The organism is Acetitomaculum ruminis DSM 5522 (genome assembly GCF_900112085.1).
GTDB lineage: Bacteria > Bacillota > Clostridia > Lachnospirales > Lachnospiraceae > Acetitomaculum > Acetitomaculum ruminis.
Genome location: NZ_FOJY01000005.1, coordinates 129,114 through 147,158 on the forward strand (window position 1 = coordinate 129,114; position 18,045 = coordinate 147,158).

The 18,045-nt window shown below is 39.6% G+C and carries 19 protein-coding genes; all 19 read left to right on the plus strand.

Translation table 11 applies throughout. The features are described from left to right. Nucleotides 1–331 precede the first annotated feature (331 nt). The 19 genes from BM153_RS04600 (at nt 332) to BM153_RS04685 (ending at nt 17,789) form a co-directional block, all read left to right on the plus strand. Nucleotides 332–1,594, plus strand: coding sequence for a cell wall hydrolase (locus tag BM153_RS04600; RefSeq protein WP_092871233.1), 1,263 nt, complete (start codon nt 332–334; stop codon nt 1,592–1,594). Between the two features lie 202 nt (nt 1,595–1,796). After that, entirely contained in the window at nt 1,797–2,726 is a 930-nt protein-coding gene (locus tag BM153_RS04605; RefSeq protein ID WP_092871235.1) for an SPFH domain-containing protein, read from the plus strand. A gap of 188 nt (nt 2,727–2,914) precedes the next feature. Continuing rightward, nucleotides 2,915–3,850, plus strand: a complete 936-nt coding sequence (gene argF, locus BM153_RS04610; protein ID WP_092871237.1) for an ornithine carbamoyltransferase — start codon at nt 2,915–2,917, stop codon at nt 3,848–3,850. Next, the gene (locus tag BM153_RS04615; protein ID WP_092871239.1) at nt 3,851–4,831 is read left to right on the plus strand and encodes a biotin--[acetyl-CoA-carboxylase] ligase; all 981 of its coding nucleotides are present in this window, start codon (nt 3,851–3,853) and stop codon (nt 4,829–4,831) included. It begins immediately after the preceding gene. A gap of 25 nt (nt 4,832–4,856) precedes the next feature. Then, entirely contained in the window at nt 4,857–5,186 is a 330-nt protein-coding gene (locus BM153_RS04620) for a DUF6145 family protein (protein WP_092871241.1), read from the plus strand. 23 nt (nt 5,187–5,209) lie between these two features. Beyond that, nucleotides 5,210–5,986, plus strand: a complete 777-nt coding sequence (locus BM153_RS04625) for a type III pantothenate kinase (protein ID WP_092871243.1) — start codon at nt 5,210–5,212, stop codon at nt 5,984–5,986. Nucleotide 5,987: 1 nt separating this feature from the next. Further along, nucleotides 5,988–6,944 (plus strand): tRNA dihydrouridine synthase DusB, encoded by a 957-nt coding sequence (gene dusB / locus BM153_RS04630; RefSeq protein WP_092871245.1) that lies wholly within the window; start codon nt 5,988–5,990, stop codon nt 6,942–6,944. A 451-nt stretch (nt 6,945–7,395) separates the two neighbouring features. Beyond that, nucleotides 7,396–7,872 (plus strand): transcription elongation factor GreA, encoded by a 477-nt coding sequence (gene greA / locus BM153_RS04635; protein WP_092871247.1) that lies wholly within the window; start codon nt 7,396–7,398, stop codon nt 7,870–7,872. Between the two features lie 20 nt (nt 7,873–7,892). Further along, entirely contained in the window at nt 7,893–9,494 is a 1,602-nt protein-coding gene (lysS, locus tag BM153_RS04640; protein ID WP_242949070.1) for a lysine--tRNA ligase, read from the plus strand. Nucleotides 9,495–9,715: 221 nt separating this feature from the next. Further along, complete coding sequence (locus BM153_RS13925) at nt 9,716–9,931, plus strand: hypothetical protein (protein ID WP_242949071.1); 216 nt, start codon at nt 9,716–9,718, stop codon at nt 9,929–9,931. Next, nucleotides 9,867–10,016 (plus strand): hypothetical protein, encoded by a 150-nt coding sequence (locus BM153_RS14375; protein WP_408606163.1) that lies wholly within the window; start codon nt 9,867–9,869, stop codon nt 10,014–10,016. The genes BM153_RS13925 and BM153_RS14375 overlap by 65 nt, the downstream gene beginning before the upstream one ends. Before the next feature lie 21 nt (nt 10,017–10,037). Further along, a complete protein-coding gene (locus BM153_RS04650) occupies nt 10,038–10,823 on the plus strand; it encodes a ParA family protein (RefSeq protein WP_026667042.1) in 786 nt (261 codons plus the stop codon). Continuing rightward, on the plus strand, nt 10,813–11,733 hold the full coding sequence (locus tag BM153_RS04655) for a ParB/RepB/Spo0J family partition protein (RefSeq protein ID WP_092871251.1): 921 nt from the start codon (nt 10,813–10,815) through the stop codon (nt 11,731–11,733). Before BM153_RS04650 ends, BM153_RS04655 begins: the two co-directional genes overlap by 11 nt. 1 nt (nt 11,734) lies before the next feature. Next, nucleotides 11,735–12,850 (plus strand): DUF6017 domain-containing protein, encoded by a 1,116-nt coding sequence (locus BM153_RS04660; protein WP_177205573.1) that lies wholly within the window; start codon nt 11,735–11,737, stop codon nt 12,848–12,850. Then, entirely contained in the window at nt 12,843–13,163 is a 321-nt protein-coding gene (locus tag BM153_RS04665; RefSeq protein ID WP_092871256.1) for a DUF6050 family protein, read from the plus strand. The genes BM153_RS04660 and BM153_RS04665 overlap by 8 nt, the downstream gene beginning before the upstream one ends. 3 nt (nt 13,164–13,166) lie before the next feature. Continuing rightward, a complete protein-coding gene (locus tag BM153_RS04670; protein WP_092871258.1) occupies nt 13,167–14,405 on the plus strand; it encodes a zinc-ribbon domain-containing protein in 1,239 nt (412 codons plus the stop codon). Between the two features lie 46 nt (nt 14,406–14,451). After that, nucleotides 14,452–15,159: a hypothetical protein gene (locus BM153_RS04675; protein ID WP_092871261.1), complete on the plus strand. Its 708-nt coding sequence runs from the start codon at nt 14,452–14,454 to the stop codon at nt 15,157–15,159. Between the two features lie 210 nt (nt 15,160–15,369). Then, entirely contained in the window at nt 15,370–15,846 is a 477-nt protein-coding gene (locus tag BM153_RS04680; protein WP_027215728.1) for a PcfB family protein, read from the plus strand. Next, the gene (locus BM153_RS04685) at nt 15,843–17,789 is read left to right on the plus strand and encodes a VirD4-like conjugal transfer protein, CD1115 family (RefSeq protein WP_092871263.1); all 1,947 of its coding nucleotides are present in this window, start codon (nt 15,843–15,845) and stop codon (nt 17,787–17,789) included. Before BM153_RS04680 ends, BM153_RS04685 begins: the two co-directional genes overlap by 4 nt. The last annotated feature ends 256 nt before the right edge of the window (nt 17,790–18,045 follow it).

Sequence of the window (18,045 nt, forward strand, 5' to 3'; positions counted from 1 at the left end):
TTTCATAATTTATTTGGGGTTATTGTTGATTTTAAAGTCATTGGAACCCTTGAAAATATAGATAGTAACACGAAAACTCTAATAAAAATATTAAGCACATACGGAGTGACCAAGAAATAAAGTAAACATAAAATATTTAAGGATAAAGTGTAAAAGATATATGAAAAAAAACCCCATAAATTGACATAAAAAATTAAATGTGCTAATATATATCCGTAACAAAGTTGTAATAAATGTAATAAACTCGACTTATAATAATAACACAAATTAAATAAATTAGTTTTAACGAACTGGTTTGAAATTGTGTTAAACAACAAAGGAAGGATTATTTATGAAAGCAGACAAAAAATTTACTCTGAAAGGAACAAGTATTGCCCTTGCAGCAACACTTACCCTTGCGACTTTCGTAGGACCGGTTCAGGTAAATGCCGCAACTACTTCCATGGAATCTACAACAGTTTTAGAAAAAAATTACACCGTTGATACAAATAATATTTTACTAAGCTCTAATTCCGTATTTTCCATGGACTACTCGGATGGAATCGAGCACATCACACTGGCATCAAAAGATTTAGAAACAGCTGATGCAGCTTCTGAAGAAGAAACAGAAGAAAAGGCAGATGAAGCTAAAGATGATGCTAAAGCGCAAGAAAGTCAGGAAGAAGCAGCTAAAGAAGATGAATTTACAGGAAAGGCCATGGCTAATGTAGATGATTTTGTAAACATTAGACAGGAAGCAACAACTGAGTCAAAGATATTAGGAAAACTTAGAAGAGGCGACCTTGCAAGTGTTGTTGAAAAAGGGGAAGTCTGGACAAAAATTTCATCAGGAAGCGTGGAAGGATATGTATCAAACGAATTTTTGGTTTTTGATGCAGATGCCAAAGCTTTGGCTGGGACAATTTGCGACAGAGTTGCCACAGTAAATGAAAATGCCATCAGACTTAGATATGAGCCTGATTTAAATAGTAAAGTATATGACCTTACAGGAGCAGGAAATAAATATAAAGTACTTAATGAAGATGCAGGAAACGGATTTATGGAAATTTCTTATAATGACAAAAGTGCATTTATTGCCAAAGAATTTGTTTCAGTTTCCTGGAATACATCCCAGGCTATTTCCATAGAGGAAGAGCTGGCAGCCATTGCAGCAGAAAAAGCCGCTAAAGAAGCAGCTGCCGCAGCAGCTGCAGCCGCCGTAGCAGCATCGTCAGGACAGAGTGCAAGTGTACAAGCTTCAAATCCTGCAACTGCTGCCTCAGTAAGTGATACCACACTTTTGGCAGCACTTATCTATTGTGAAGCCGGTGGAGAATCTTATGATGCAATGCTTGCCGTAGGTGCAGTAGTAATGAACAGAGTTTACAGTTCAGCATATCCAAATTCTATCAGAGAGGTTATCTATCAAAGAGGACAGTTTGGTCCGACTGTAAATGGAGCATTAAACAAAGCTTTATCAAACGGCTACTCCAGCACAGCTGCCCAGGCAGCAAATGCAGCCCTTGCAGGACAGGATAATACAAATGGTGCCATGTATTTTGGACCGGCAGGTTCCACTTCAGGTGTTGTATATGGAAGCCAGGTATTCCATTAATAATTATAGATAAAAAAGTAAAAACGCTTATACCCATTTATAAAAGGCATGCAAAATTGATATTTTGCATGCCTTTTTTTACGAATTTCTTCAAAAACTTGTTAGTACTTAGAAAGTGTTGTATAATTAACGAGATTGTAAAAAAAGTCTGAAATATTCGTAAAGTGATATTCAGACATATATTAAAAAGGGAGATGAAATTATGCCATTTGGATTAATTGGATTGGTTGTTATTTTAATTTTGCTTATTATAGCAAATGTCAGAATTGTTCCTCAGGCTTATGCTTCAGTTGTTGAAAGACTAGGAACTTATCTTGCTACCTGGGATGCAGGTATTCACATTAAAATACCTTTGATTGACAGAGTGGCAAAAAGAGTTACTTTAAAGGAACAGGTTGCAGATTTTCCACCACAGCCGGTTATTACAAAAGATAATGTAACAATGAGTATTGATACTGTTGTTTTTTATCAGATTATGGATCCTAAGCTTTATACCTATGGAGTTGACAATCCAATATCTGCTATAGAAAATCTTACAGCTACAACTCTTAGAAATATTATTGGTGAATTAGAGCTTGACCAGACACTTACTTCAAGAGAAATTATTAATGATAAAATGAGAGTTTCCCTTGACGAAGCCACAGATCCATGGGGAATAAAGGTAAACAGGGTAGAGCTTAAAAATATAGCTCCTCCTAGAGAAATTCAAGAAGCCATGGAAAAGCAGATGAAGGCAGAAAGAGAAAGAAGAGAATCAATATTAAGATCTGAAGGTGAAAAGAAATCAGCAATCTTAGAGGCTGAAGGAAAGAAAGAAGCAGCCATTTTAAATGCAGAAGCTGATAAACAATCACAGATATTAAGAGCTGAGGCTAAAAAAGAGGCTACTATCAAAGAAGCCGAAGGTAAAGCAGAAGCTATAAGAGTAGTACAGGAGGCAAATGCAGCGGGAATAAGGGCTTTAAAAGAGGCTGGAGCAGATGAGTCAGTTTTAACCTTAAAGAGTCTTGAAGCCTTTGAAAAGGCAGCTGACGGACAGGCTACCAAGATTATTATTCCTTCAGAAATACAAAGCATTGCAGGACTTTCAAAGTCAATTGCCGAAGTTGTAAAAGAAGAAGTGCATAAATAATAAAAAATCGGACTGGATTTTCGGTGACTTGTCTCCGGGATGAAGGTCCCTTTTTGCTTACATAAAGAAAAATGTAAATATGAATAAAAATACAAAAAGATATTGACATCTTAAATTTTGTGGTATAAGATTAACATAAATATACATTTAGAACGAATATAAATACGCTTGTAAGAAAGGGGATAAACATGAATATTAAAGGAAGAAGCTTTTTGGCACTTAAAGATTTTACACCTGAGGAAATCGGAGGACTTATAGATTTAGCAGCAGATTTAAAAGCCAAAAAGAAAAAAGGAATAACCGGAAACAGTTTAAAAGGAAAAAATGTAGCCCTTATTTTTGAAAAACCTTCCACAAGAACAAGATGTGCATTTACCATAGGTGCAATAGATGAGGGAGCACATCCGGAGTATCTTGGTAAAGATGATATTCAGCTTGGTCACAAGGAAAGCGTTGAAGATACAGCAAGAGTTTTAGGAAGGATGTTTGATGCAATTGAATTCAGGGGATTTAAACATGAAAATGTAGAGGCCCTTGCAAAATATAGTGGTGTTCCGGTATGGAACGGTCTTACGGATTTGTGCCATCCAACACAGATTCTGGCAGATTTTTTAACAATGAAGGAGCATTTTGGAAAACTTGAAGGACTTACACTTGTATTTGTGGGAGATGGACGAAATAATATGGCAAACAGCCTTTTAGTGGGGTCTGGAAAAATGGGAGTAAATATTAAAATAATAGCTCCAAAACAATTATGGCCTACAGATGAAGTTGTGGATATGGCTAAAAAATTTGCCGCAGAAGCAGGAAGTAGTGTTATAATTACAGATGATGTTAATCAGGTAGAAGGAGCAGATGTGGTTTATACCGATGTCTGGTGTTCAATGGGTGAAGAAGATAAAGCTGCCGAAAGGGTTAAATTATTAAAACCTTATCAGGTAAATAAAGAACTCATGGCAAAGACAGGAAAAGATACCAGCATTTTTCTTCATTGTCTGCCTGCTGTTAAAGGAAATGAAGTTACAACAGAAGTGTTTGAGGCCGAGAATTCACTGGTGTTTGATGAGGCTGAAAACAGGATGCATACCATAAAAGCAGTTATGGTTGCAACACTTGGAGAATAAATGAAAGATAAAATATTAAAGCTACTAAAGGAAAGCAAAGGTTATATTTCAGGTCAGGATTTATGCCTAAAGATGAATGTGTCAAGAACTGCAATCTGGAAGGCGGTTAATTCCCTAAAGGAAGAGGGCTATGAAATAGAAGCTGTCAGAAAAAAAGGATACAGGCTTGTATCTTCACCGGATATAATCTCTGAAAAAGAGATAGTATCCGGGATAAAAACAAGGTGGATAGCAAAAAAGGTCATATATTTTGACGAATTGGATTCCACTAATATATATGCAAAAAAAATAGCAGACGAGGGTGAATCAGAGGGCACCCTCGTTATTTCTGATGCCCAGATAAGTGGAAAAGGAAGACGCCAAAGAGCCTGGACATCTCCCCATAAAACAGGTATATTTATGACTCTTATATTAAGACCGGATATTGCCCCTATAAATGCCTCAATGCTTACATTGGTGATGGGACTTGCCGTTTGCAAAGGAGTAAGGGAGATTACAGGTCTTGATTTGGGAATAAAATGGCCTAATGATATAGTTATCAATGGTAAAAAAATATGCGGAATTCTCACGGAAATGAGCATGCAAATGGACTATATCAACAATGTAATAATAGGAACCGGAATAAATGTGGGAAATATGGAATTTCCTGAAGAATTACAGGATAAAGCGACTTCATTAAAGCTTGAAGCCGGAAAAGATTTTAAAAGAAGTGACATTATAATTAAAGTAATGGAGGCTTTTGAAAAATATTATGAATTGTTTTTAAAAAGCCAGGATCTTACATATCTGGTGGATGAATATAATGAATTACTGGTAAATAAGGACAGAGAAGTAAAAGCAATATACACAGACAAAACCATAGAAGGAACAGCAAAAGGAATTAACGAAAAGGGCGAATTAATGGTAGTTACAGAAAATGAAAATATTGAATATATTATTTCCGGAGAAGTGTCTGTAAGAGGAATCTATGGTTACATTTAATTGAAAGAATAAGAGGAAATAAAAAATGGAAGAAGTTGTACTTTGCGCAGCCAGCGTTTACGAAAAAAAATATTACTTAAATCCCCTGTTTGAAAGGCTTCCTGAAGCAGTAAAAACAGAACTTCATATTATGTGTGTACTTTTTACCGAGGAAGTGGGAGGCATTATTTCATTAATTTTTGACAATGAAGGTAGTTTACGACTTGAAGTATCTGCAAAAGAAAATGATCTTTTGTTTGATGAAATTGGAAGTGACCTAAAAATCAAAAAAATAAAAGAAGAAAAAAAGGAACTTTTTAATTCTATTGAATTATATTACAAAGTTGTTATACTGAAAGAACATGTGGATTTGTAAATATTTAGACGGAGGAAATAAAAATGCTTCTTGCCCTTGATGTAGGAAATACCAATATTACTTCAGCCATCTTTGATGGTGAAAAAATTCTTGGAATGTTTAGAATAACTACCAAAACCCCAAGGACAGCAGATGAAATAGGAGTTCTTTTAAAAAATATTCTTCAGGGAAGAAATATCAGCCCCAAAGATATTACTGATGCTGTAATTGCATCAGTTGTACCAAATATCATGCATGCTCTTGTAACCGGTATTGAGAGATATTTATGCGTAAAACCAATGATTATCGATTCAAATACAGAAACGGGAATCAAAAAAATAACCTATAACCCGGGTCAGATTGGAACAGACAGGATAGTAGATGCGGCAGGTGCCCTTTCAAAATACGATGGCCCCCTTATTGTAATTGATTTTGGAACAGCCACAACCTATGATTTGATTTTGGAGGATCATTCTTTCGCAGCAGGTATAACAGCTCCCGGTATACAGATATCGGCCATGGCTCTTTGGAGGGATGCAGCCCAGCTACCGGAGATAGAGATTAAAAAGCCGGATCATATTCTGGCAAAGGAGACCATCTCCAGTATGCAGGCAGGACTTGTATATGGTCAGATAGGTCAGACTGAATATATCATTAAAAAGATGAAAGAAGAAGCACAGATTGATAATATAAAGGTAGTTGCCACAGGCGGTCTTGGCAGGATAATAGCACAGTCTACTGATTATATTGATTTTTATGACAAAGAGCTTACCATGATAGGATTACTTGCTATTTTTCAGATGAATAAGAAGGAATTATAAAATGAAGATAGGAAATGTAAAACTTAAAAACAATGTGGTTTTAGGCCCAATGGCAGGAGTGACGGATTTGCCCTTTAGAAGGCTTTGTCATGAATTTGGAGCAGGACTTGTTTGTTCTGAAATGATAAGTGCCAAAGCAATATTTTATAAAAACAAGGGAACAAAGGAATTATTAAACATTTCAAAAGATGAGCATCCCGTATCATTACAGCTTTTTGGTTCTGATCCTGATATTGTAAGTGAAATGGCTTTACAAATTGAGGAACTTCCCTTTGACATATTGGATTTTAACATGGGATGTCCGGTGCCCAAAGTAGTTAATAACTCTGAAGGCTCAGCCTTAATGAAAAATCCCGAATTGGCTTATAAAATTGTCAAAGAAACAGTAAAAAAGATAAAAAAGCCCATGACAGTTAAAATAAGAACCGGATTTGACAAAGAAAGCATAAATTGCCTTGAAGTTGCAAAGATGTTAGAAGATGCAGGAGCTTCAGCCCTTTGTCTTCACGGTAGAACCAGAGAACAATATTATTCTGGAGAAGCCGACTGGGAAATGATAGCTAAGGTAAAGGATGCCATATCCATTCCCCTTATAGGAAATGGTGACATTAATTCTCCCCAAAAAGCTAAAAAAATGCTTGATGAAACAGGTTGTGACGGAGTAATGGTAGGCAGAAGTGCCAGAGGAAATCCCTGGATATTTAAAAGAATAAATGCCTATCTTGAAAATAATGAATTGATTCCGCCTCCGGATATGGATGAAATCTGTGATATGATTATCAGACACTCAAAAATGCTTTGTGAATACAAAGGAGAATATATCGGAGTAAGGGAAATGAGAAAACATACAGGCTGGTACACAGCAGGTCTTTATGGTGCTACCGCCCTTAGAAGACAGATTAATAAAATAGAAAGCCTTAATGAGCTTATTGAAATGATTGAAAAATTCAAAGTGTAAAGCGGACATTCGGAATCCGCTTCGCTACTTCCTCATGAACGCAGTGGCACTATGTGCCACCTGTCAGAAGGGGCTTTAACCCCTTCTGACACTAGTAAGCTTATACCCCCGCTTAAAGCTTACGCTTTTGAAGCGGGGGATTGCTTACACTGCGTTCAAGTAAAGAAAAAAACAGTGTGGAATAAAAATAGAAAAATTAACTAAAAAGCTGATAAATTGACAAATTTATACATATGTTATATAATACCATATCCTTTGTTTTAAATTAGTTGAATTGGCGCTTAAAGCGCTTTTTTCTAGTTTGAGGATGGCTCTTATAATGTTAAGATCCAAAGTACATGTGGGAGCTGATTTTTACAAATTACCAGATACGATTTTTATACAGAAATGATTAGAAAATATCTGTATAAGCAAAAAGACGGATAAAAATTATGGAAAGGTAGAATAAATTATGGAAGAGAAAAAGACAATTTTAACCGAAGAAGGTTTGAAAAAACTTGAGGATGAGCTTCAGGATCTTAAAGTAGTTCAGCGTAAGGAAATAGCTCAGAAAATTAAAGAAGCAAGAGAACAGGGAGACCTTTCGGAAAATGCCGAATACGATGCTGCTAAAGACGAACAAAGAGATATTGAAGCGCGTATTGAAGAAATTACTAAAATTTTAAAGAATGCAGAAATCGTTGCAGATGAAGATGTTGAAGATGATAAAGTAAGTATCGGTGCTACTGTTAGACTTTTGGACTGTGAATATGACGAAGAATTGGAATACAAAATTGTAGGTTCTACAGAGGCAAACAGCCTTGAAGGAAAGATTTCAAACGAATCTCCTGTAGGAATGGCTATTTTAAAAGCTCATGTAGGTGATGTTGTTACCGTTGAAACACAGGTTGGAGAGATTCAGTACAAGGTTTTAGATATTATTAAATAATTGAGTATATTTTTAAAGGAGTGAATAAATTGGCAGGTAAAGAACAAGATCTTAATCAGCTTTTAAAGGTTCGTCGTGATAAATTAAAAGATTTACAGGACAACGGAAAGGATCCTTTTGTTATTACAAAATATGAACAAAGCCATCATACCCTAGAGGCAAAGGATATATATGAGGCACATGAGGCAAAATTACTTTCCGGAAGAGAAAAACCTTCAACAGATGGTCTTGATGATGAAGCAAAAAAAGAGGTCATAACAAAAGATTATAACGAAAGACGCGCAATTATGGATGCTGATCCAATAAGAGTATCAATCGCTGGTCGTATGATGTTTAAGCGTAAAATGGGAAAAGCGTCATTTTGCAATATCCGTGACTTACAAGGAAATATTCAGATTTATGTAGCAAAAGATGCTCTTGGGGACGAAGCATATGAGGATTTTAAAAAATCCGACATTGGTGATATTTACGGAGTAAAAGGTTTTCTTTTCAGAACAAAAACCGGAGAAATATCTATTCACGCTGAAGAAATGACCCTTCTTACAAAGAGCCTTCAGATTTTACCTGAAAAATTTCATGGATTGACAGATACAGATACACGCTATCGTCAAAGATATATTGACCTTATCATGAATGAGGATAGCAGAAATGTTTTTATAAAGCGTTCAAAAATAATAAAAGAAATCCGTTCATTTCTTGATGAAAGAGATTTCATGGAAGTAGAAACACCAATGCTTGTATCAAATGCCGGTGGTGCAGCTGCGAGACCTTTTGAAACTCACTATAATGCATTAGATGAAGATGTAAAACTTCGTATTTCTCTTGAACTATATCTTAAAAGACTTATTGTAGGAGGCTTGGAGAGAGTTTACGAAATTGGAAGAGTATTCCGTAATGAAGGTGTAGATACAAGACATAATCCTGAATTTACCCTTATGGAGCTTTATCAGGCTTACACAGACTATGAAGGAATGATGGAACTTACAGAGTCAATGTTTCGTTATCTTGCAGAAAAAGTATGCGGAAGCACAAAAATCAGCTACAACGGAATTGAGATAGATCTTGGAAAGCCTTTTGAGCGAATTACAATGATTGATTGTATTAAAAAATATACAGGAATTGATTTTGATACAGTTGCTGACGATGCAGCAGCTAAATCATTAGCTATAGAAAAAGGTGTAGAATTTGAAGAACGTCACACAAAAGGCGATATTATTAATTTATTCTTTGAAGAATTTTGTGAAAAGAACCTGATTCAGCCTACTTTTGTAATGGATCATCCTATTGCTATTTCACCTCTTACAAAGAAAAAACCTTCTGCTCCTGAAAAAGTTGAACGTTTTGAGCTTTTCATTAATACCTGGGAAATGTGCAATGCTTATTCTGAGCTTAACGACCCTATTGATCAAAGAGAGCGTTTCAAAGCTCAGGATGCTGCTTTTGAAGCAGGAGATGAAGAAGCAAACCATACAGATGAAGACTTCTTATATGCTCTTGAAATCGGTATGCCGCCTACAGGAGGTATCGGTTACGGTATCGACAGACTGGTTATGCTTTTGACAGATTCTCAGGCTATAAGGGATGTATTATTATTCCCGACGCTGAAGTCAACAGGCAAGTAAACCCCAGTAAAATCAAGGGTTTCGAGTGGTAAAAGGAGCTTAGGTACCACAAAAGTACCACAATAGTTCCAATGGTAGATGCAGGACAGTACATGATAATGCATTTACTTCTTGGGTAGTCAATCAAATATTTGCAAAATTAAGGACACTTTCTAAAAGAGAAATCTTTTGAGAGTGTCCTTTTTGTTATGGTCAAAAACTATTAGCAAGGAGGAAATGCCATGAAAACAAGTACAGCGATAGGTGCAGGCAGAGCGATTATGAGAATAACCGTTCCCGAAATGAGACAGAGATTATACCCAATCAGAGGAGGAATGAACGAGTATGTTAAAAGTAAGAGTTTCGGGACCGACCTACGAGCTGAAAGATTATTTGGAACACATGGAAAAAGACAAGGTGTACCAAGTCACAAGCCAATCCAAGCCCTTAAAGAATAAGGGAACCAACAAGATCTTCCGAGTGTTTTCGGATGTGGACAAAAGAACAAAAATAGAAGCCCGCAAAAGGCAGGGCAACAGATAAAAAAGAACAGGAGGAACGGTTATGGCTAAAGTAATCGCAGTAGCTAATCAAAAAGGGGGAGTCGGGAAGACAGCGTTGGCAAGCAATTTGAGCGTTGGTCTTGCCATGAATGACAAAAAGGTATTGGTCATTGATGCTGATCCCCAGGGAAATTTAACATCCAGTCTCGGTATAGATAATGCGGATGAACTGGAGAACACTCTTGCTTCTTTCATAGAGCGTGAGATAAATGAGGATCCGATAGATCCTGCGGAGTATATTCTCCATAACGATGAAGGCGTGGATCTCATGCCGTGCAATATAAAGCTTGCCGGTATGGACTACATGATAATGAATGCTCTCAGCAGAGAGCATCTGCTGGATGCTTTCGTATCAAGCGTTAGGGATGAATATGATTATATTTTGATTGATTGTTCACCCAGCCTCAATCTGGTAACGATCAATGTGCTGACAACTGCGGATTCTGTAATCATTCCGGTTGAAGCATCTTATCTTTCGATGGCTGGTCTTCAACAGCTGCTTGCGTCGATAGGCTCAACCAAGAGAAAACTCAATCGTAAGTTGGAGGTTGAGGGCATCGTTATCAATAAGGTAAATACCCGTACCAACCATGAGAAAGATATCATAGAAAAGCTCCGTGAAGCCTATGGCAGTCAGATAAAGGTATTTGATGTGATGATACCGGAGTCCGTAAGGGCAAAGGAATGTACTGCATACGGACACAGCATATATAAGCATGATCCTAAGTGCAAGGTCGCAAGAGCTTTTGAAGAACTGACAAAGGAGGTGCTGGCGTATGGCTGCTAAGAAATCACTTCCGGACAGGGTACAGCTAAAAGGACTGGATTCTCTTTTTGGTATTGATCAGGAACAGACCGGACAGGTGCTTGATGTTCCGATCAGAGAGCTTTTCCCATTTCAGAATCATCCGTTTAAGGTCTTGGATGATGAAAAGATGGCTCAGACAGTTGAAAGTGTCCGTGAGAACGGTATCCTCGTACCGATCATGGTTCGTAACAGACCTGAAGGCGGCTATGAAGTGATATCCGGTCACAGGCGTAAACATGCGGCTGAGATAGTCGGACTGGAGACGGTTCCTGTTATCATAAGGGACCTGACAGATGATGAAGCCGTGATCGCAATGGTGGACGCTAACCTCCAGAGGGAAGAGATTCTGCCGAGTGAGAAGGCGTTTGCTTACAAGATGAAGCTTGATGCAATCAAAAGACAGAATAAAGCGGGAAGACCTGAATCAAATAATTCTCGCCAAGTTGGCGAGAATTTATGGAGCGTGAATCAACTCAGCGAGGGTAACAGTGATAGTGCAAGAACTATTCAGCGGTATATCCGTCTCACAGAGCTTCTGCCGCAGCTGTTGGAAATGGTTGATAACAAGAAGATAAAGTTCAACCCGGCAGTTGAGTTATCATATATCACTCCGAGTGAGCAGTTTCTTCTTATGGAAGTCATGGAAGAGGATAATGTTGTTCCGTCTCTTTCACAGGCACAGCAGATAAAGAAGCTCTCACAGGAAAAACGCTGCACAAAGGAAGCGCTTCACGCTTTGTTGGCGGTAGCCAGTATTAAGGAAAGAAATGTGGTCATTAAACATGAAGTGATCATGCAGTATTTCCCCGCTGAGGCAAGCGATGCAGAAATTGAGAGTCTGATCGTAAGACTCCTTGCAGATTACCGTAAGACGCATGGAGGTGTGTAAAATGCCAAAGTTCGATTACGATTACTATTCTGGTGCAGAAAGTGAACAATTCCGATTCTTGAAGATACCGAAAGTGTTTTTCGAGGATCCTGATTACTTGGATTTAGGTCTAGCAGAATGCATCCTGTATGGTTTTCTACATGAGCAGGTTGCATTTTCAAAGCAGAACGGATGGGTTGATGAGGCAGGAAAAACCTATGTCATAAGATCACTGGAATCCATACAGAAACTGCTTCATGATTGCAGTGCTGATAAAGCAAGGTCAACTCTGAAAAATCTCATAGAATTTGGACTTATCGAGAAAAAACGCAGAGGGCAGGGCAAACCGGATATCATTTATGTGAAGAATTTTGTCAGCAAGAAGTCGGAAAAATCGTACTCTGAAGAAACGGATGATTGTGGAAAACTTTTTTCTGAAACAGGAAAAACCGAAGTCTTGAATGATGAAAAACCAATCTCTAGAGATGGGGATTTCCTTGTTCTTGAAGTGGGAAATTCCGCACCAATAGATACTAATAATTATTTAAAAAATATTATTGAGCCTAATCATAATCTTATCCAGGTTACTGGTAATATTACAGGGGCGGATGAGTCTGTGGATAACTCAGGATGGGATGAGGATGTGATACGTGAAGATATTGCACAAATCAAGGAGAATATCTATTACGACGAAATGTCTGCAAGGTACAGAGCAGAATATAACAGTCGATTTGACGAACTGTTTGAAGTTATGGTTGATCTTGTAGCCGGGAAAAGAGAGTCGCTGAATATCGGAGGAACAGAGTATCCCCAATGGCTTGTTCGTAAAAGAATCTTATCGCTGACAGCGAGTCATGTTGAGTATGTTATGGGGATGATAGCCGAGAATCTCGGTAAGATACACAATATGCGAAAGTATATGATTGCATCACTCTTTAATGCGCCTACAACGATGGATAATTACTTCACACAGCTTGTCCATCACGATATGCACACAGAAGAATGGTACGAGATGTCTCAGAAGATGGCTCGTCAAAGGGAGACTGAGAGAAACGCACAGATACAGGAGCTTGAAGAAAGGCAAATCGGTCAATCATCAAGTGCCGAAGAAATCATGAGGAGGGCAGCTAATGAGTGAGAGATTATCAGCGATGATATTTAAGGTCATATTGCCGGTACTGGCAATCAGCTTTATGGTGCTGTTCTGTTATCCGGTCTGCAATAAGCCTGAAGGTTTTGATTTCTTTTTGTTCTGGATCCTCGTAGGATTTCCATTTGGCATCAGACGGATGTGGTTGTGGCTGATACCGAGGAATTACGGCATTGCAGGCTCTCTTGGTGTGATAGCCCTGGATTGTATCGTTGGAGGGATTATAGGCGGGTTTATGGCTATTGTGGCTGTGATAAAAGCGGTAGCAACGACCGTACAGGTCATAACGGGGAGGTTGTGATGCATGAAGGAAACGGTGTCTGAGAAATGCCCGGAGCTTGTCGCACAATGGAGTAACAAAAATCTTCCGCTCATGCCATCTGATGTTACGATTGGATCACATAAGCGGGTGTGGTGGAGAGGCTCCTGTGGACACGAATGGCAGGCAATAGTGAAGAACAGAGTAAAAGGTTCAGATTGTCCGTATTGCAACGGCAATCAGCTTTTAAAAGGCTTTAATGACCTTGCTACGATGAAGCCTGAACTTGTATCCGAGTGGTCAGATAAAAATCATCCGCTTATGCCGGATATGGTTTTATCCTGTACCAACAAATCCGTATGGTGGAGATGCATCCAAGGGCATGAGTGGATAGCAAAGATAGCTGACAGATACTATGGGAGCCAGTGTCCATATTGTGAAGGACACATGCTTTATAAGGGCTTCAATGATCTTGCCAGTAATTATCCTGAACTTGCCAAGGAGTGGTCGGAGAAAAATGCTCCAAAGAGGGCTGATGAAGTATTCCCGAAGTCCAGGGAAAATGTATGGTGGAAGTGCCGTGTATGCGGTTATGAATGGCGGGCAGTCATAGACAGCAGGGTAAAGGGGTCATCCTGTCCGGTATGCTCTGACAGAGTTGTTGTAGCCGGTGTGAATGACCTTGCTACCACGGATCCCGAACTGATATCTGAATGGGACTATGATCGTAATACGATGATTTCTCCGGAGCAGGTGCATCGCAATTCTCTTCGGATAGTTTGGTGGACTTGCGGTCGTGGTCATAGATGGCGGGCAAAAATAGCGGACAGAGCCATTGATAAGGAGCCTTGCCATATATGTAGAAAAGAATTTGATAAGGAGTTACCCGATATCCTTTTGCGACATTGCTTAAAGCAGGCAGGATATACGGTTATCGTAGATGAAGAGGAATTGATCGGGATTCCTCTTGCGAATTTCATAAAGGAAAAGAATGCGGTTATTGAATTTTCAAAACCGTTTTATAATACAAAAGACGGATACAGATGGGAGTTTGCGAAGACGCAGCTATGCAAAAACGCAAGAATAAAATTGATCCGCATTCTAAGGAAAAGAGATAAGGAGTTTGAGGACTGCGTATGCATCACAAGGCTCAATGACTCAGATGAAGCACTTGCGGAAGCCATAGAGCTGGCGCTTCATATACTGAGGATAGAAATAAGCATTGATGTAAAAGCAGACCGACCACATCTATTTGAAAAATATACAGCGATAGGGCAGTTATGAGAGAAATCTTGTAGCTGCCTTTTTATTTGAAAAAAGGGAGGATGGAATGGCGAAGAGTATAGAATCGCTTGTAGAAAAAGAAATTCAGAAAGGATCGACACCATTAAAACTTGATAGTGTTATGGTTCCGGCAGAAGGGTTCAGGGATATAGACAACAGAGACCGTCTTATCAATATCCTTCAGTATCTTCTCCGTGTGAGAGAGCATAAAAAGCTGATATGGAATGATACCCTGTCTGCAAACAATGTCTACATGGATGTATTCCTGGGCAAGACTGATTTTCACAGAGCTGCGCTCATTACCGGGCGTGAGGAAATCTATCAGCACATCAACTGGTACGGCGGAAAGCTTAAGCCGGATTATAACGGTAAAACCGTGATAGAGACTGATGTATGCGCTTTTTCTATAGCAGAGGATGAACTGGAGAAATGTAAGAAAACCTATGATGGGAAAGAAGCTTATTCTTTCTATTTTGGAAAATATCAGATTCGTTCTCTCTATGCGGATTGCCTTGATTACAGAAAGAATATGGCACGGGATGAGGTTACACCACATGCCACTTATGCAGGTACACAACAGGCGGCACATGATAGTAAATCACCGGAGGCGGCTTATGGAAAATACAGTGAGCTTTTCAGGCTGAATGATGATGTGATTCGGGCGGTTCTGTTCCAGTGCCTTTTGCTGGATGATCTTAAGGTTGAAAACGGCATGGTATTTGCAAATCTGTATACGATATATTTACTACGGTAGGAACAATAAAACAGTAGATACAGCGATAGGAGCAGTTTTTATATCTCTTCGGAGACGTAAAGGCTGCTCCTTTTTTGCGTTATGGAGATTATTATCCGGCAGGAGACCGGAGGAAAGGAACTATATGAGAAAAATATATCTTAGGAGGCTGCTGGTGCCTCCCTGGCTGTGAACATTACCAGAGGATAAACGAAAGACAGGAGGATGATGATGCAGGAAGAAGTAACACAGAAATCTATTGCCCTTGTGATCAGAACCTCCAAACTGACCGCCGATGTGCTGAAGAAAGCTATGATTGCCTACTTAAATCATCTTAAGAATAAGCAGGCTAACTGGCATGGGAAGATTTCCGTAAAGAAGCTCATGGGCAAGGATCAGGGTGCGAATACCATGGAGATAACGGAGAACAACATCAAATCTTTTGAGCGTGTGGCGAAGAAGTACAATGTTGATTTTGCCGTGAAGAAAGATAAGACCGTGGATCCGCCAAAGTATGTTGTTTTCTTCAAGGGCAGGGATGCCGACGTTATTGCGATGGCATTCAAAGAATTTGTGCATGGAAACGAAAAGAAGCAGAACCGTGAATCCGTAAGGGATAGGCTGAACCGTTATAAGGAACTCTGGACTCAAACAATGAACAGGGAACGTGCCAGAGAAAAAACCAAGGATCGGGGACAGAGCCTATGAGTAAGGTAGTAGACGGAATCGTAAAAGATTTAAAGAACATACCCGAATCCTTGCGGAAAAAGATGAAAGGCACGGATAAAAACAAGCTGATCCGGATGAGCATCCCCTATGTTATCGTAGGATATTTCTGTGATAAGTCAGCGTGGATGTTCAGACAGGTTGAGGGAGACATTTTCCCAAGGCTTATGGATACGGCTTCAAGGCTGGGAGAGGCTTTTGCCAACCCTTTGCCGAGTTTCAATCCAATGGATCTGCTTTTTGGAGTAGCGTGTGGAGTTGGCTTCCGCCTGATCGTGTATTTCAAGGCGAAGAATGCCAAAAAGTTCAGACACGGAGTGGAGTATGGCAGCGCAAGATGGGGAAATGCAAAGGATATCGAGCCTTATATGGATCCGGTATTCGAGAACAATATCATCTTAACAGCATCGGAGAGGCTCATGATGTCGGGAAGACCCAGTTCACCCAAGTATGCCAGGAATAAAAATATCCTTGTCATAGGTGGAAGTGGCAGCGGCAAGACCCGCTTTTTCGTGAAGCCAAACCTGATGCAAATGCATAGTTCATATGTAGTTACTGACCCGAAAGGCACGGTTTTGGTTGAGTGCGGGAGGATGCTTAAAAAGGGCATTCCGCTCTTAGATGATAACGGTGCCGTGGTGAAGGATGACAAGGGAAAGACCGTCTATCAGCCATACAAAATTAAGGTCCTGAACACAATAAACTTTGCACGCTCCATGCACTATAACCCCTTCGCCTACATCCGTAGTGAGAAGGATATTTTAAAGCTGGTAAATACGATCATAGTAAATACGAAGGGAGAGGGCCAGCAGTCCGGGGAAGATTTTTGGGTGAAAGCCGAGAAACTGTTATATACAGCATACATCGGCTTTATCTGGTATGAGGCTCCGGAAAAGGAACAGAATTTCTCTATGCTGATCGACATGATTGATGCCAGTGAGGCAAGGGAGGATGATGAAAGCTTCAAAAATCCTGTGGATCTGCTCTTTGATGAGCTTGAAGCAGAGAAGCCGAATCACTTTGCGGTGCGCCAATATAAAAAGTACAAATTGGCCGCCGGCAAGACAGCGAAAAGTATTTTAATTTCATGCGGTGCAAGGCTTGCTCCGTTTGATATTGCAGAGCTTCGGGAGCTTACCAGTTATGATGAACTGGAGCTTGATAAGCTGGGTACTGAGAGGACGGCATTGTTTGTAATTATCTCCGACACTGATGATACTTTCAACTTTATCGTCAGTATCATGTACACCCAGCTATTCAACCTGCTCTGCGAGATCGCTGACAATGTTTATAACGGGAGACTGCCGATCCATGTGCGATGTCTTTTGGACGAGTTCGCCAATATCGGTCAGATCCCCAAGTTCGAGAAGCTGATAGCGACCATCAGATCGCGTGAAATATCGGCTTCTATTATTTTACAGTCAAAGTCCCAGCTCAAGGCTATTTATAAGGACAATGCGGATACCATCGAAGGCAACTGCGACACAACCCTGTTTTTGGGAGGCAAGGAAAAAACGACCTTGAAAGAAATGGCAGAGATCCTCGGTAAAGAAACCATTGACCTTTATAATACCTCGGACACAAGAGGTACGAGCCAGTCCTACGGTCTGAATTACCAGAAGACCGGAAAAGAACTCATGAGCCAGGATGAGATAGCAGTCATGGATGGTGGGAAGTGTATCATGCAGCTGAGAGGCGTGAGACCTTTTTTCTCAGACAAATACGATATAACGCAGCATAAGCAGTACAAGAAGCTGTCCGATTATGACAAGAAAAACGAATTTGACATTGAAAAATATGTCAAGAACCTCTGTCATGCGGTGGTTAAGCCGGATGACAAGATGGATGCGGCATTTGAATATGATGCTGCAACAGGAATAATCGAACAGGTCAAAGGCGAAACGGAGGAGAAATCCACAACCTGAGCCAAGACCACACTTACAACTTCATAGGATGAAGCTAAACGGATCCTTGCGGACAAACCTGATGCGGATTCCATCCATAAAGGAAGCAGACGATGAGCGCCTACCAAGCAAACATCATCATCTGCCCCAAGCGGGAATGGCATAACCAAACCCTGCGTTCATTTTATCAGATATGTGCGATATCGCATATAAAAAGGATAGATGAAGCAGGGTATTTTTATGCCTTCCAAGAGTAACTATCAAAAAACTAATCAAA